The 15,615-nt window shown below is 42.4% G+C and carries 17 protein-coding genes; 10 read left to right on the top strand and 7 right to left on the bottom strand.

Annotated features, from left to right (window positions below):
• Positions 1-83: 83 nt before the first annotated feature.
• Positions 84-548 (bottom strand): YkvA family protein, encoded by a 465-nt coding sequence (locus tag ACZ42W_RS09795; protein WP_464170360.1) that lies wholly within the window; start codon positions 546-548, stop codon positions 84-86.
• A 373-nt stretch (positions 549-921) separates the two neighbouring features.
• On the opposite strand from ACZ42W_RS09795, the gene trhA reads away from it, so the two are divergent.
• Together trhA and ACZ42W_RS09785 are read left to right on the top strand one after the other, a co-directional pair.
• Positions 922-1,572: a PAQR family membrane homeostasis protein TrhA gene (trhA, locus tag ACZ42W_RS09790; RefSeq protein WP_464170359.1), complete on the top strand. Its 651-nt coding sequence runs from the start codon at positions 922-924 to the stop codon at positions 1,570-1,572.
• Between the two features lie 165 nt (positions 1,573-1,737).
• Positions 1,738-3,591, top strand: coding sequence for a divergent polysaccharide deacetylase family protein (locus ACZ42W_RS09785; protein ID WP_464170358.1), 1,854 nt, complete (start codon positions 1,738-1,740; stop codon positions 3,589-3,591).
• Positions 3,592-3,673: 82 nt separating this feature from the next.
• On the opposite strand, the gene ACZ42W_RS09780 is transcribed toward ACZ42W_RS09785, so the two are convergent.
• On the bottom strand, positions 3,674-5,269 hold the full coding sequence (locus ACZ42W_RS09780; RefSeq protein ID WP_464170356.1) for a peptide chain release factor 3: 1,596 nt from the start codon (positions 5,267-5,269) through the stop codon (positions 3,674-3,676).
• A 215-nt stretch (positions 5,270-5,484) separates the two neighbouring features.
• On the opposite strand from ACZ42W_RS09780, the gene ACZ42W_RS09775 reads away from it, so the two are divergent.
• Both ACZ42W_RS09775 and ACZ42W_RS09770 read left to right on the top strand, forming a co-directional pair.
• Positions 5,485-5,943: a YbjN domain-containing protein gene (locus ACZ42W_RS09775; RefSeq protein WP_464170354.1), complete on the top strand. Its 459-nt coding sequence runs from the start codon at positions 5,485-5,487 to the stop codon at positions 5,941-5,943.
• A gap of 224 nt (positions 5,944-6,167) precedes the next feature.
• Positions 6,168-6,374: a small, acid-soluble spore protein, alpha/beta type gene (locus tag ACZ42W_RS09770; RefSeq protein WP_464170352.1), complete on the top strand. Its 207-nt coding sequence runs from the start codon at positions 6,168-6,170 to the stop codon at positions 6,372-6,374.
• A gap of 178 nt (positions 6,375-6,552) precedes the next feature.
• On the opposite strand, the gene ACZ42W_RS09765 is transcribed toward ACZ42W_RS09770, so the two are convergent.
• The gene (locus ACZ42W_RS09765; protein ID WP_464170350.1) at positions 6,553-6,756 is read right to left on the bottom strand and encodes a hypothetical protein; all 204 of its coding nucleotides are present in this window, start codon (positions 6,754-6,756) and stop codon (positions 6,553-6,555) included.
• A gap of 205 nt (positions 6,757-6,961) precedes the next feature.
• Here ACZ42W_RS09765 and ACZ42W_RS09760 point away from each other — a divergent pair, with 205 nt between their 5' ends.
• The 4 genes from ACZ42W_RS09760 to ACZ42W_RS09745 all read left to right on the top strand — a co-directional run bounded on the left by ACZ42W_RS09760 (position 6,962) and on the right by ACZ42W_RS09745 (position 10,116).
• Entirely contained in the window at positions 6,962-7,135 is a 174-nt protein-coding gene (locus tag ACZ42W_RS09760) for a GIY-YIG nuclease family protein (protein ID WP_464171160.1), read from the top strand.
• 129 nt (positions 7,136-7,264) lie between these two features.
• Positions 7,265-7,987 (top strand): (Fe-S)-binding protein, encoded by a 723-nt coding sequence (locus tag ACZ42W_RS09755; protein ID WP_464170938.1) that lies wholly within the window; start codon positions 7,265-7,267, stop codon positions 7,985-7,987.
• 2 nt (positions 7,988-7,989) lie between these two features.
• Positions 7,990-9,435, top strand: a complete 1,446-nt coding sequence (locus ACZ42W_RS09750; RefSeq protein ID WP_464170348.1) for a LutB/LldF family L-lactate oxidation iron-sulfur protein — start codon at positions 7,990-7,992, stop codon at positions 9,433-9,435.
• Positions 9,436-10,116, top strand: a complete 681-nt coding sequence (locus tag ACZ42W_RS09745) for a LutC/YkgG family protein (protein WP_464170347.1) — start codon at positions 9,436-9,438, stop codon at positions 10,114-10,116.
• Positions 10,117-10,206: 90 nt separating this feature from the next.
• Here ACZ42W_RS09745 and splB read toward each other — a convergent pair whose 3' ends face one another.
• Complete coding sequence (gene splB, locus ACZ42W_RS09740) at positions 10,207-11,247, bottom strand: spore photoproduct lyase (protein ID WP_464170346.1); 1,041 nt, start codon at positions 11,245-11,247, stop codon at positions 10,207-10,209.
• A 36-nt stretch (positions 11,248-11,283) separates the two neighbouring features.
• Positions 11,284-11,868 (bottom strand): hypothetical protein, encoded by a 585-nt coding sequence (locus ACZ42W_RS09735; RefSeq protein ID WP_464170344.1) that lies wholly within the window; start codon positions 11,866-11,868, stop codon positions 11,284-11,286.
• Between the two features lie 254 nt (positions 11,869-12,122).
• Here ACZ42W_RS09735 and ACZ42W_RS09730 point away from each other — a divergent pair, with 254 nt between their 5' ends.
• Positions 12,123-13,730, top strand: a complete 1,608-nt coding sequence (locus ACZ42W_RS09730; protein ID WP_464170342.1) for a gamma-glutamyltransferase family protein — start codon at positions 12,123-12,125, stop codon at positions 13,728-13,730.
• A gap of 22 nt (positions 13,731-13,752) precedes the next feature.
• On the opposite strand, the gene ACZ42W_RS09725 is transcribed toward ACZ42W_RS09730, so the two are convergent.
• On the bottom strand, positions 13,753-14,136 hold the full coding sequence (locus ACZ42W_RS09725; RefSeq protein ID WP_464170341.1) for a DUF4363 family protein: 384 nt from the start codon (positions 14,134-14,136) through the stop codon (positions 13,753-13,755).
• A gap of 85 nt (positions 14,137-14,221) precedes the next feature.
• Positions 14,222-14,938: a DUF421 domain-containing protein gene (locus ACZ42W_RS09720; RefSeq protein WP_464170340.1), complete on the bottom strand. Its 717-nt coding sequence runs from the start codon at positions 14,936-14,938 to the stop codon at positions 14,222-14,224.
• A gap of 174 nt (positions 14,939-15,112) precedes the next feature.
• Here ACZ42W_RS09720 and ACZ42W_RS09715 point away from each other — a divergent pair, with 174 nt between their 5' ends.
• A complete protein-coding gene (locus tag ACZ42W_RS09715) occupies positions 15,113-15,589 on the top strand; it encodes a hypothetical protein (RefSeq protein ID WP_464170339.1) in 477 nt (158 codons plus the stop codon).
• Positions 15,590-15,615: the final 26 nt, after the last annotated feature.

Raw genomic sequence — 15,615 nt, 5'->3', positions numbered from 1 at the left:
ATCTGTTGTAATAAAAAAAAGACCTTACAACACACTCTCTCCTCAGTGATGTAAGGCCATGCTCATTATTTCCTCTGAATATTCTATCTGTCATCCAAATCATGCCCAGTCTCTACCGATTTTGATGTATCCACTTCTTCCTCTTGAGATTCAACCTTCAACTCTTCTCTTGCAGCCTTCCAGGCCTTGTATCGATCCAGGTCTTTCGTAATCTGTGAGTAGGCGAAACTAAGCACTGTTACGTCATCTAGATACCCACTGATAGGAATAAAATCAGGTACTAAATCTGCTGGGGTAACAAAATAAAGAAGGGCTGCTATCAAAATAATCAGTGAGCGTTTGGGAATCTCCTTATACTCCCCAGTGACCCAATCTCTGAGTACGTTTATCAGAAGCTGTAACCGCTCCCAAACGTCCTTTAGGGCATCCGAACTCACCCCTTTTCGGATAGCCAAATTGAGTAAATCCGAGACTTTACTCTTATCCTTGATATAAGCTGCTGCCCTTGAGTTAAAAAGTCGAAGGCCCTTTGCGCCTAGCTTGTACATTCTTCAACGTCACCTTCCTGATCATTTTCTGTGTGTTACCTATTATTTTTTGAGTTTCATAAGTCAATATCTTAAATTTTACCTGAGTGTAAGGATATTCGCTCATAATAGTCATAGGCTCATCGGTCTTATTCATCACATGAATCGTCGGTACGGAATAGAACTGAAAGTGGTTATGGGTGACTAAGATTTCATTAGTTGATAGTTTATCATGGTAATAAGCCTTTGGAAAGGAGCCTACTGTTTATGTATAAACTTAACCTATATCTTATTTGATTTTACACAAAAAGAGGTTTAATATTTAACTAACAACCCAAGAAATATTGAAGAGAATAAGATATATGAGAAATTACTTAAAAATGGGAGGAATTCGATGAAACTAAGTCTGAAAGAGCCCATGAACACCTTGACCCACTTTATTCCTTTTTTAGCTGGATGGGTAGGATTAGTTTTCCTGATTCTTCTCTCCCGAAATAGTCTATCCAAGCTAATTACGATGAGCATTTTCGGGTTGAGTGTGATTGCTCTCTATGGGGCTAGCTCACTCTATCACGCTGTACGAACTACCCCTCGAAGAGAACTCACTTTACGTAAAATTGATCACATGTCGATTTACATCCTCATCGCTGGTTCCTATACCCCCGTCTTTTATTATGGTTTGAGTGGGGGGTGGCGTTGGGCCATGCTCATTTCTGTATGGGTACTCGCTATCATTGGCGTCATATTGAAAATTTGGTTTATGAATGCACCTCGCTATGTTTCTACTGCTTTTTACGTATCCTTAGGGTGGATTGCACTTGTTCCCATCGTTCAATTAGTACGTAATCTTCCCTTGGGAGCGTTGCTAATGATGGTCTCAGCTGGAGCAATGTACACCTTCGGGGCAATTATTTATGCAGCCAAAATCTTCAGGATTCCGAGGATTAACCTTGGGTTCCATGAGGTATTTCATCTCTTCGTGGCAGCAGGAACAATCATCCATTTTATTATGATTCTCATTTATTTCGTACCACTTACCTCCTGATAAGAATGTTTTTAATCCAAAATTGGCAATCAAAAACTACTCCGCATCATAATGGTGTGGAGTTTTGCTGTTTTATAGAGTTTGAGAGAACTCCGTTATCATTTAGTCTGAACTATTTCCTTTTCTCATATCTTTTAATGGTATCGAATTGAGGGAGGAAACTAAATGGCCCACCGTCCAATTATTCTACTGTTTCCTAGGTCACATTTTTATAGCATTCTGATTGGGGTACTTATCCTCCTTACAGTGCTGGTATTTTCCACCATAGAAACGCTTTCCAGCGATCTTCAAGATAAAGTTGTTGTCATTGATGCTGGACATGGAGGGCAAGATCCAGGAGCCCAATTCGGTGGAATCAAAGAAAAAGATATCAACCTTGATATTGCTTTTCGCCTCAAAGAAGCCCTATCTTCGAAAGGCTGTAAGGTTATCATGACTCGCGAGGAAGACATCGATTTCTTTCTCCCCAATTTTGTCTTAGGACGTATGGCAAAACGAGCCGAGTTAAGCGAACGAGTAAGAATGGCTACGATGAACGATGCTGACCTTTTTGTAAGCATCCATGCCAACAGTTTCCCAGGAGGGAATTCTTATGGAATGGAAACCTACTATCATAACCAATCTGCGCCTGGAAAAGCACTTGCCGAACGGATCCAAACCAAACTCCAAGAGGTTCAACCGGATAATAAACGAAAGTCTAAATCGGGGGACTATTACTTATTGAATCAAAGTAAAATGCCCACGGTCTTAATTGAAGTGGGCTTTCTATCTAATCCTCGAGAACGACGATTACTTCAAGATGCTAGCTACAAAGCGAGAATCGCAAATTCAATCACGGAAGGAATCGAAACTTATTTTCAGGATTACCCACTCGGTGTCCAAGAAAGCGCTCAAGCCCTGACCCAACAGCCTGGACCAATTGCAAGCCGTTCAAACTCATATACGCTCTATTATCCTTCCTCTCAATCTCAAGATCTTGTCGCTGAAGAACGGCAAGCAGATGCAAGCTTTGCAAAACTAACTCCTCCACAAAAAGTCCACTACCTTGTATCCGAACTCCTTCAGGGTCCCAAAAGCCAAGCAAGCTTTTTTCCGATTCACTCTGCTCAGCTCTCTGAAGTCCGCCTTCAGAATGGAGTAGCGATTCTGAATTTTGATCAAGGTCTTAAAGAGGGTTTTTCAGGAGGAGCAGCCGAGGAAGAATCAGCTATTAAATCTATTGTTTGGACCACCGCTCAGCTCGGAAATATTCAGGGGGTACAGATTCTTGTCAATGGAGACTCCAATAATTCTATTGGTGGTCATATTGCACTGAATCAAACATTCAGCGTCCATCCACCTAAGGGAAAGGTTGCCATTGTGATCGATGATTTCGGTATTAATAATCCAGGTACAAAAGAAATGATTGAACTGGGCATTCCCTTAACTGCTGCAGTAATGCCAAATCTCATGTTTTCCTCACAAGAAGCAGAAATGCTGCATCAAAAAGGCTATGAAATCATTTTGCATATGCCAATGGAACCGAAAGACAATCATCCTGAATGGTTAGGCCCAGGTTCTCTATTTACAAGTCTGAGTCCTGAAGAAATCAGACAACGTGTTATCACTGGTCTTAATTCTGTACGTTACGCCGTTGGAGTAAGTAACCATATGGGTTCAAAAGCGACAGAAAGCGACCGCGTGGTCATCTCTATCATCGAAGTGACTAAAGAGCGAAAACTATTCGTATTAGACAGTAAAACAAGTGAAGGAACTAAACTCTACACTGAAGCCAAAAAAGCCGGCATCCCATCTGCCATCCGTGATGTATTTCTAGACAATTCGAATGACCAAGGAGCTATTAAAAAGCAGCTTCGACTGTTGATGGATCTTGCCGAGAAAAATGGAACTGCTATAGGAATTGGTCACGTCGGTCCCCAGGGGCCTAATACCGTTCGTGCACTCAAAGAAATGATGCCTGAATTTGAGAAACGCGGAATTCAAGTCGTTCCATTAAGTGAGCTCCTTCAGCAAAACTAATCCCTCAGCCCTAAAAACAAATCCTTGTAAAACTAAAAGAAGAAGCTTAGGGCGAAATTATTACGCGCCTAAGCTTCTCTCTTTAGTTTCCTTCTCTAACGGGTTGAGTATGAAAGGTAATATCATAACGGTCGCTTAGCCAGTTTGCTTTCCACTTATCAAGTAAGAGCACCGCATAATTCTCATCTTGGTCTAAGACCACTAAACTCATACTTGACTCTTTAAGAATGCGAATCTTCTCTTCATCCTTGGGAATCCAACGAACCAACTCATAAGGCAGGTTATTGACTTGTACTTCCACGCCATATTCATCACGTAAACGGTACTCCAATACTTCAAATTGCAATTGTCCGACGACTCCTACGACAGGAGCTTCTACACCGACATTAAGATCCCGAAAGATATGAATAGCGCCTTCTTCTTGAAGTTCTTGGATTCCTTTGATAAATTGTTTTCTTTTTAGTGCATTGGCGATACTGATCCGTGCAAAATTCTCAGGACTAAAGAACGGCATAGCTTCAAACTCTAAACCATCCTTCTCGGCAAGGACATCGCCAATCCTCAAGATCCCGTTATCATGTACGCCAATAATATCTCCTGCAAACGCTTCATCTATGATTGTCCGTTCTTGTGCAAAAAGTTGGGTTGGTTGTGCCAATCTCATTTTTCGGTGGGTCCGATTATGAATCACATTCATACCTCGTTCATACTTACCAGAGCAGACACGTATGAAAGCAATTCGATCCCTATGTGCAGCATTCATATTCGCTTGAATCTTGAATACAAATCCTGAAAATTCCGGATTCATGGGTTCGAGAACGCCTTGATTCGAAGTACGTGGGGCAGGGCCAGGAGCGAGGATAAGGAAGCTATCGAGAAAATTGGGTACCCCAAAATTATTAAGAGCACTCCCAAAGAACACTGGGGTTACTTCCCCACGATCTACTCTTTCCCGATCGAAGGTATTCCCAGCCATATCCAGAAGTTCGATTTCTTCCCGAAGACGAGTGCCCAAATCTTCACCTATTCCCGCTTGAACCAATGGATCCTCCAGTGGTCCAGATTGTGGAGCAGCCGCATTATCCTGACGTGCCTCTGAACTAAACCGCTCGACATAACCACTTTGCCGATCATAAATACCTTTAAAATCCGCACCGATCCCAATCGGCCAATTCATGGCATAAGCTTCGATACCAAGAACCTTCTCTACTTCATCCATCAAGTCAATCGGATGTTTACCTTCCCGATCTAACTTATTAATAAAAGTAAAGATCGGGATCCCCCGCCGTTTACAAACTTCAAAAAGCTTAATGGTCTGAGCCTCGATACCCTTGGCCGCATCGATAAGCATGACTGCACTATCAGCTGCAGTAAGGGTCCGATAGGTATCCTCACTAAAGTCCTGGTGACCCGGAGTATCGAGAATATTAATAACGTATCCTTTATAATTAAACTGCATTGCACTAGAGGTAATAGAAATACCTCTTTGACGTTCTAGCTCCATCCAGTCTGATGTCGCATAACGTTGCGTTTTCCTAGCCTTTACATTTCCCGCCAAATGAATCGCTCCTCCGAAGAGCAGGAGTTTTTCCGTTAGTGTGGTTTTCCCTGCGTCAGGGTGAGAAATGATAGCGAATGTTTTTCGAGAACGAATTTGTTCTTCAAACGATAGACTCACGCTTGTAGGCTCCTTACATTGTTTTATAATGGTAATTCAGTTGAGTACAAATTTCACAGAACTATATTATACCATAAATAGTTTTCCATAAAAAGAAAATCGTGATTAACATGATTAAATGTGTTGCGAGAGTTCCTTGAATATTATTTCTTCTATCTGTGCAGGAATCACCCAGAACAGTGTTGAAATAATATTTTGAAGGAGGGGTACTAGATATGATGTTGTTTCAAGTCCTCTATGACACTCTCAAACAGGACGGCTGGGAGTTTAACTACGATGATAAGAATGAGCTGTTCCGTATGGAGATTCGAGGAATCAACTCAGAATTTATCTGTTTTATTATCGTCGACGAGGAACAAGAGTCCCTACTTTGTAACACACACATTGCACAGAAGATCCCTTTTGCCAAACGCTTAGAGGTCTGTAACTTTATGAATCGTGTAAACTATGAATTAGCTATCGGCAACTTCGAAATGGACATGGATGATGGTGAGATCCGTTTCCGCACCTACTTAGATTTGGCAAATTCTGAACCCTCTAGAGAGCAACTTGTGAACCTGATCTGGAATGGTGCTCAAACCTTTGATACGTATTATCCTGGCTTCCACAAGATTCTTCACGAAAATTACTTAGCAGAAGAAGCCGTCGCAATCTGCACCCAAGAAGAAGATTGATAGTAAAAGTCGGAGAATAAAAATACAGCTCGAATTCGAATGAAGTACATGAAAACTTGTTATGATAACATTCATAGCGAGTTTTTTTCTTTCCTTGATTATCCATTATTGGTTTCTTACATTTTCAGGACCAAGAATTACCTGAGTAATTAAGTCGCATCGGCAGATAATAAGAACGTCCCAATGTCTCAATAAATCCAAACATTTTAAGGAGGGAACCAATCATGGCAGGAGAAAGAAACACAAACACACCAGCATCTCAAGGCGCAGGACCATCTCTCGATCAATTCAAGTACGAAATAGCTAATGAATTGGGCGTTCAACTCGGTGGTGACCGTACAAGCCGTGAAAACGGTTCTGTTGGCGGTCTGATGACCAAACGGATGATTCAGTATGCTGAAGAAAATCTCAAAAACGGTGGTCGAATCTAATTTCTTTACTTAACCCGAATAAGAGGTATCCGAAAGGATGCCTCTTATTCATTTTTTATAATTCCTTTCTAATATTATTATAGACTCTCCATGAGGCATTTATAGACGATATACCCTGCAAGCTTTTACTTTAACCTAGAGTAAGGATATAAAAAGAGCGGTCGCCCGCTCTCGAAAGTTAATCGTATTGAATCGTCCCATCCGTTTCTTCAAGAAACTTTTTCTTTGAGCTTAAGTGTTTCTTCACATCTTTAATCTGGTGTGGTGTTAATTCTCCAGCATTCTCAGCGAGGAATTTCTCGTTCTTTTGAATGTTTTTGAGTGTAAGCTCCATTTTCTTTAGATCTTCTTTCTGACTTTTGTTTCCGTCATTTCTCGGCATTAATAAATCACCCCAGACTTATTTATCCCCGTTTGAAACTTCTTCAATACTTGAATTCTCAAGGGATGTTTTGGGAAATTGTGAACCGTTCGATTTCAAAGAAGCATCGAATTTATACTTAAAAAGTGACTCGTTTTTGTATTGAATATCTTTGTTATAATAGAAAGATAAGCGATTAAATTAATACTAAAGGGGATTTATTTATATGATGAAAGTTAGAACCTTCAGCTCTCCAGATTCTCGGCTTCTAGAAAAGGAAGTCAATCAATGGTTAGAAGAGAACAACTGGGTAAAAATCGTGAATATCACTCAAAGTTCTGGACAAGCCCATCTTATCAGTCTCTGGTATGAAGAACCCAAGGTTCCGCTCCTTGGATAATTTTCCTCTCCTGACATGTGAATCTAGTTTAACTATCTTTGTCACATAATTCCAAAACATGCAAGCCATAATAAAGAAAGCTTGAATATCCATAGGTAACTAGATTTCACATGAAGGGACTGTAGGTTGATGAAAATCTCAATCTTTATCACTTGCTTAGGGAACGTAATGTATCCCGATCTAGGTGTTACCATGGCCAAGATCTTTAATCGCCTTGGACACACCGTAGACTATCCAGATGAACAAGCTTGCTGTGGACAGATTGCCTTCAACTCCGGCTATATGGATGATGCCAGATTGGTTGCACGTAAGCTCATTGACTCCTTCGAACGAAGCGAAGTCGTGGTAGCTCCAAGTGGATCCTGCGTCAGCATGATTCACCATAGCTACCCTACATTGTTTGAAAATGACCCCGTGTATTTGAAGAAGTCTAAAGAACTTAAAGACAAGAGCTATGAATTCACCCAATTTATAGTGAATGTTCTCAAAAAGCCCGACCTAGGAGCTCGCTATAAGGCCAAGGTCACCTATCATCCCTCCTGCCATGCGACACGCTTAATGGGCATTAAAGATGAGCCTCTAACCTTACTTGAGCATATTCAAGGACTAGAAATCGTACCTCTCCCCGAAGCCCAGCTTTGCTGTGGTTTTGGAGGTACCTTTGCCGTTAAAATGCCTGTTATATCTGAGGCAATGGTTGCCGAAAAAGCTCAGCACGTTCTTGAATCGGGTGCAGATGTCCTTACAGGGGTTGACATGGGATGCCTCATGAACATCTCGGGTTACATGGAGAAGCAGGGACATTCTGTACCTGCTATGCACGTCATTCAATTGCTAGGGAAGGGGATGTAAAAATGTCAGAGAACAAACCTTATGATATGGATACAGCCCTCGATAAGGCCCTCCATGATGATTTTCTTCGGATGGCGACCCGCCGCGCTACTGACAAGCTAAGAACCAATAAAAAAAATATCACAGATGAACTAGGGAACTGGGAAGAATGGCGTCAAGCCGGAGAGAAAATCCGCAATCATGTTGTTCTAAACTTAGATTACTACCTTAATCAACTGATTGAAAATGTTGAGAAAAATGGCGGGCATGTCCATCTTGCAAAAACTCCACAAGATGGAGTAAAAATCGTCCAAGAAATCTTTAAAAAACACGGCTTCAAATCTGTAATTAAGTCTAAATCCATGATAACTGAAGAGATTCACCTTAATCCAGTTCTCGAAAAAGATGGAATAGAAATCGTTGAGACTGATTTAGCAGAGTATATCATCCAGATTGCACAGGAACCCCCCTCCCATATCATCGTTCCCGCAATGCATAAGAACCGTGATCAAATAGCCAAGCTCTTCGAACCTATTGCTGGACATCCTATGAGTTCTGATACTCCAACCCTTACTAAATTTGCACGCGGAAAAATGCGGGAGAAATTTTTAACCACTAACATTGGAATCTCAGGTTGTAACTTTGCTGTTGCGGATACAGGTACGATTACCATGGTCACGAATGAAGGAAATGGCCGGATGGTCAGCACCTTGCCCGAGGTTCAGATTACCATGATGGGCATGGAACGCATCGTTCCTTCTTTCAAGGAATTAAGTGTCGTTCTCAATCTGCTTGCTCGAAGCGCTACTGGGCAACGCCTCTCCGTATATACCACAATGATTACCCCTCCAAAGCGTGAAGAAGATGCAGATGGACCAAAAGAATGGCATCTTGTCATCCTTGATCATAACCGTTCAGAAATTCTTGGAGATGAGAAATTTCGTGCATCCCTTCGCTGTATTCGCTGTGGAGCCTGCTTTAATGTCTGTCCAGTCTACCGACAAGTCGGTGGGCACGCCTACGGTTCTGTTTACGCTGGTCCGATTGGGGTTGTCATCACACCGCTTCTTGAACAAGACTATGAACACTGGGGACACCTCCCCTATTTCTCCTCACTTTGCGCTGCCTGCTCGGAGGCTTGCCCAGTACGCATCCCACTTCATGATTTAATCGTGAAGCACCGTGACCGTAAAGTTACGACGGGTCATACACCTGATATCGAAAAACGTGTTTTTCGAGCTTATAGTTATTACTTTACTCGACCTAAAGTTCTCCGTCACTTCATACGTTGGGGAGCACGGATGCAATTTGTCTTCATTCGTCGTGGACGAATTGTCACAGGGCCACCCCCTATCTCCAACTGGACCCGAAGCAAAACGTTACCACCTATTGCAATGCCTAGCTTCCAAGATTTGTGGCCTGTTCTTAAAAAACATTTGAGCCAAACTGAGCAGCGAGGTGATAAGTAAATGAGTAACCATCAGGAATTTATCGCAAATATCGCTCAGAAACTCGGGCGTCCTACCCCGACTTCCGTCCAGCCAGTGGAGGTGAAGTTTCCTTTATTTCGCCTGAAATCTCAAGAGGAACGCACGGATAAGTTCCTTAGCACATGGGAACTTATGGGGGGTAAAGGAGTCAAAGCAACTACACATGAAGAAGCCACCCAAGCCCTTAAAGATTGGTTCGGTGAACAACCCGAGTGGCTATCTCCCCATGCAATTGTTACTTGGAACGAACTACCCGTTATGGCTAGAGCCTGCCTTGAAGAATTGGGTTGGACAGCACTCACCTACTCTGAGCTTGCTGAGAATAGAGCAGAGCGCTCAGCTGCTATCGGTAAGGCAGAACTCGGGATTACTGGTGCGGATTATGCAATCGTACAGTCTGGTTCCTTGGTTCTAAAAAGCAGTTCCAAACGTGGGCGCGCGGTTAGCCTAGTTCCCATCCGTCACCTTACCTTTATTCCCGAATCACTGATACGGGATAGCCTCGACCAGGTAATGGAAGAATTAATGAATGGCGGAGATATTCCAGCAGCGATTGAAATTATCTCGGGTCCTAGCCGCACTTCAGACATTGAGATGGATCTCTCCATAGGAGTTCATGGCCCGGTTGAAGTGTATGCTATCGTTATTCTAAATCAATAATGGGTAAGTAAAATAGAAATGCTAGAAGTCGAAGCGGCCTCTAGCATTTCTATTTCTACCTTATTTTCATTTTATTATGCCTCGAGATATTTAGACGAAATACTCTGATTGGGCACCTGGAAAGTATTTTTCCATTAAAGTATTAAAAAACTCCTTCATTTCCTCCATCTCTTCTGGACGATAAACATACTTACCATAGCCAAACTGACCATATTTATATATACGCTCCTCTTCATTCATCGGAAGAGTAGTGGAGGGAAAAACGTCTAGAATGTTGCTCCGAGCTCTTTTGGTAAATCGATGGGTAATCCATTCGAAGGTCATTTCAGCGGGGTTCCAACCGATTGGAGAATTACGCTCAAGCTCCCTTGCCAAAGATATCAAAAGCTCTTCATACTCCTTCTGCCAATTTTCTACGCGAATGATCGGTGCGATGATGAACCCCAATGGGTAACCAGCCTTTAAAACCTTGCCTGCTGCCGTAACTCTCTCCTCTGGAGGGGGGGTGGCATGTTCGTACTCTTTCACTACTTTTGCACAATTTAGGCTAAAGCGAAACCGAGTATGCCCTTGATGCTTGGCGGTAAGTAAACTCTCTACATTTGTAAACTTTGTTACGAAGCGAAAGCGAGCGTATTCCTGCTCTCCGAAGAATTCAATAACCCGTTTCAGAGTCCCTGTATACTCTTCTACTGGCAAAGGATCAGAGGTCGCTGCCCCCTCGAAAATTGTAACCTCAGGTTGACGACTTGAAATGAGGTTCTTTGCAGTATCCAGGATTTCCTCAAGATTCACATAAACTCGAATGTATGGTTTTTTCCCCAAGGTCGTATTTAGATAACAATATTCACACATTCCAGGACAACTCGTCACTAGAGGTAGTTGATAATGTGCAGAGGGTTTGCAGCTTTGAAAAGTTTGCACTTTTCGGACTCCAATTACAAGCGTACGCTTTCCTTCTCTATACGCTTGTGGAGGGGTTCTTCCTGGAATTCCACTCACTCGATTATGTGATCCAGTTGTTAATACTGGAATTCCTAATTTCTGAAACTTTTCTATGAGTGCTTGACCTATAGGATACTCTAGAACACCTGGCTCATAAAACACCCGTGCAGGAATAAATGAATTCAATTCTAATCTCCCCCCTTTCTAGCTACCCTTCATACCTTAAACTGTTAAATTAATTTGCCTCGCCTTCAAGTATTCGAGTATATTTTCCTTTTCACGTACCTGTACATGCACCACTGGCTGAATGCTACCTCCGACGATGCCATTCCATTTAAAATATAACGTTTGTCGATACTGATGATTGATGACCGGATCCGCATATTCGAGATGGACCACAACATAATAAGGCTCTATTTTGGGCTGACTTATATCAACCTCAGATAAGTCGAGCGCGATAACCAAACTTGAGGACATATCTTTAGGGATTTCATTCGCGAGATTTACCTGATCATTATGAACTGGTAAGTTCTTCAGGCCCTGATCAGTAACTATAGTTTGGCTGGATAGATTCATGGCAGGATGAATTCCCACATTATTAAATTTAAATTCCAGATTTAAACCTGATTGTGCCTCCACCTTTGGTGATTCTTTAAGGGAAAGATAAGGGCGCGTAGCCTCCCTTTGAACTTTCCAAGCATTAAGGGTTACTGTCACAGTAATCAAGGCAGTAATTGCTAGGATCATAGTCCCCAAAGTTGCAATAATGCTGCTCCATTTAATCAGTTTTTCGTCATTAAAAGACATTTTAATTCACCCCACCTCACTGACAAACACAGCTAGTATTTAACTCCTGCCTTCAGAGCATACATAGTCAACTCCTTGACTTTTTAATGGAAGCTCTTTGACACTATCTGTATAGAATGAAACTCAATATTTCAAAGAAGCTATATTAGTATTCTAAAAAGCAGGAAATCTATATCTAGATAAAGAATCTATCCCAGCATAAGGAAACTCAAGGTTCTTCATTAGAAATGAAATTGATACAATAGGAGGCAAATATGATTTACGACGCTTTATCCTACCCCTATTCTTCTAGGCGAGTGCTAGCCTACGCAGCCCGTGGTATGGTTGCGACCTCCCAATCCTTAGCTGCACAGGCAGGTTTAGATATTCTAAAAAAAGGCGGAAATGCTATTGATGCTGCAATCGCAACTGCTGCTTGTTTAACAGTTGTTGAACCGACCTCGAATGGAATCGGCGGAGATGCCTTTGCTTTAGTTTGGACGAAGGGAGAACTCTTCGGGCTCAATGCAAGCGGAACGGCTCCAGCTTCCCTCTCTGGACAAGCTTTGATTAAAGCAGGACATCGAGAAATGCCTAAGTACGGCTGGATTCCTGTTACCGTCCCAGGTGCACCTGCTGCATGGGCTGAACTCTCCGCTCGTTTTGGTCGTCTTCCCTTAACCGAGGTCTTGAAGCCAGCAATTGAATATGCCGATAAGGGATATCCAGTCTCTCCGACTTTAGGCCAAAATTGGCAAAATGCATATACAAAATATCGTCAGAATCTTACGGGAGAGGAATTTAAGTCCTGGTTTGACACCTTTGCCCCTCAAGGCCGAGCCCCTTTCATCGGAGAAATCTGGCGTTCTAAAGATCACGCCCAAACCTTATTGGAGATCGCTGAAAGCAAATCCCAATCCTTTTACAAGGGAGACCTCGCCGATCAGATTGATGCCTATTCCCAAAAATATGGAGGCTATATCCGTAAATCCGACTTAGAACAATACCGAACCGAATGGGTCAAGCCAATCAGTATCAATTATAGAGGATATGATATCTGGGAAATCCCACCGAATGGTCATGGTTTGGTTGCACTCATGGCTCTCAACATACTCAAAGGCTTCGAATTCTCTGCTAAAGAATCCTTGGAGACCTTCCATAGGCAAATCGAAGCCATAAAGCTGGCCTATGTGGACGGACGTAAGTATATTGCTGATCCTCGCAGTATGCACGTCAAAGTGGATGAGCTTCTATCCGAGGAGTATGCCATCAAACGTCGCATGCTTATAGGGAATACTGCCCTCCTCCCAGAACCAGGTACACCACCCCAAGGAGGGACTGTCTACCTTGCTACTGCAGATGCAGAAGGAAATATGGTTTCCATGATTCAAAGTAACTATATGGGCTTCGGATCAGGCCTTGTCGTTCCCGGTACAGGAATAGCCCTACATAACCGTGGAAATAACTTTTCACTCGATCCCAACCACGCAAATTTCCTTGAGCCTGGGAAGCGTCCTTATCATACGATCATTCCGGGGTTCCTCACCCAGGGCTCACGGGCCATTGGCCCCTTTGGCGTCATGGGGGGATTCATGCAACCTCAGGGGCATGTTCAGGTCCTTATGAATACGATTGATTTCAAACTCAATCCTCAAGCGGCACTTGATGCACCCCGTTTCCTTTGGGTAAAGGACCAACATGTCCAGGTAGAACGCTCATTTCCTCATAATCTCGGAGACGGATTAAGCCGGATGGGGCACCACATCGAATGGAGTGCTGACACTGGACTCTTTGGACGCGGTCAAATGATCTGGCGGAATGAAGATGGAGTGCTTACGGGTGGAACCGAGCCTCGAGCTGATGGTGTCGTCGCTTCTTGGTGACATAAATTATTGAGAATTTAATCTATAAAATATTCTGTAAGGATAGAATCTCGGTATCTGAAATGTGTTCAAACAAAAGACGTAGCGCTGAGAGTTCACCTATTCCATGTAGAGAATTCTTCCCAACAACAAACTTTTCTGCACGTTTTAAAGTAATGTCAATACTCTCGATTTCCTGATGATGAAGGAGAACACTCCACCACTTTTTTGTATTTTTCCATTCTTCCTCAATTTGAAGCATCTCCTGTCGCCCGTCATCCCATTTATCAAGTAGTATTAGTTCTTCAACACGATCTATCCTCTGTACCAACGAGTCCGCTGATTTTTGGATGTAATTGCTATGCCAAAAGCCCCCCGCACCAAGAAGAAGAATTATTACACCGACCGCAATATATGTTCTATACATCAGCGCCACTCCTTCTTACCATTCCACTCACTTTCTACTCTTTCTCGAGTTAACTTATGTTTTTTAGTTCTGTCATATTCACTTATCATTTTAATGCTATTTTTTGTCGGTTTTGTTTCTTTTTACTGTATTTTTGCTTCTCTTGAAGAAAGAGATTTCCTGAGGAATCTAGACTAGCAAACAGAACCTCTTCAATCCCTTTAAGCTTACTTTTCTTAATTTCCCCTTCTAACCACGTTTGGTCTTTACTCGCATGTGCCAGATTTGATGGATTTAACTTTCCATCCATGATTAAAACGATGGGCAACCCCTCATAACCTGGCTTAAGTTTCAAATCTTCTGGGGTAACTGGACGCTTCAAGGATTTAGGTAAGATACTAATTTGTCCATTCGTTTCTAGTACAGCGAACTCTACGTCTGCTATATTGGGAATGCTCTTCATCCGAAGCTCTTCCACCAAATCAGTTAAAGGTAAACGGTTGCGAATCAACTCCTGCTCTATAATTTTTCCACGTTCAATAAGAATTGAAGGCGTTCCATTCAGAATTCCTCGTGCACGCTCACTTTTCAGTTCAACATAAGATAATAGGATACTCGTTAATACCAAAACAAGGATGGGGATTATCCCCGCTATAAGAGGAATTCCTACATTTTCGCTTGGAATTGCAGCCAAGTCAGAAATCATGAGCAATACCACGAGATCGAAGGGTTGCAGTTGCCCGATTTCCCGCTTACCCATGAGACGCAAAGCTACAATGACTAAGATGTAAAGAATAAGCGTTCTTATCGCGACAATAAACATACTAAGCTGCTCCTTTCAACAATCATCACACAAAGAGAAGGATGCGTCTTATTATTCCGCTTTTCTCCTTTGATTATCCCAATTGCTTTTTCAGAGTGAAACCAATAATTTCCTTCATAAAAAGCTCCGTTCTGGGGAAAAATTAACTATCCAGTATTGAAGGGAATGAGGAGATTGCGTGACTCTGTAAGCCTTGGGTTATTCAGCGGTCTGATGGGCAACCTTGCGAAAGGATTATTCAATCTGTTCACTTGGGAGACTGAAAGGAATGAAGTTCTCTATCCCCACCTTGCCAGCTCCATGTTCTTTGCACCACGCCGTACCAAGAGAAGAAAGCCATTTTTAGTCGGGAGCCTTGCTGACCTTATTATGGGGTCATTGTTTGGAATCCCTATCGTATATATTCTTAAAAAAACAGGAAAAGATAACCATATGCTTAAAGGAGCCGGATTTAGCCTTTTCCTTTGGGTAGCATTCTATGGAGCAGGACACAACCTTCACATCGTCTCCTTAAAACCGAAGAAATCAAGCAGCGCCCTTTGGGCTCTCCTCGAGCACCTTATCTATGGATTGGTTACCGCTTGCACAGCAGTTAAATTTGCAGATCCCGGGACCTTCCCAGATGATCGATTAGAAGAGTATAAATATTAAAAATAAAATTGTGTCAAGAACAAAAA

Source organism: Desulfitobacterium elongatum (genome assembly GCF_055378975.1).
This window is presented reverse-complemented; position numbering and strand designations above follow the sequence as displayed.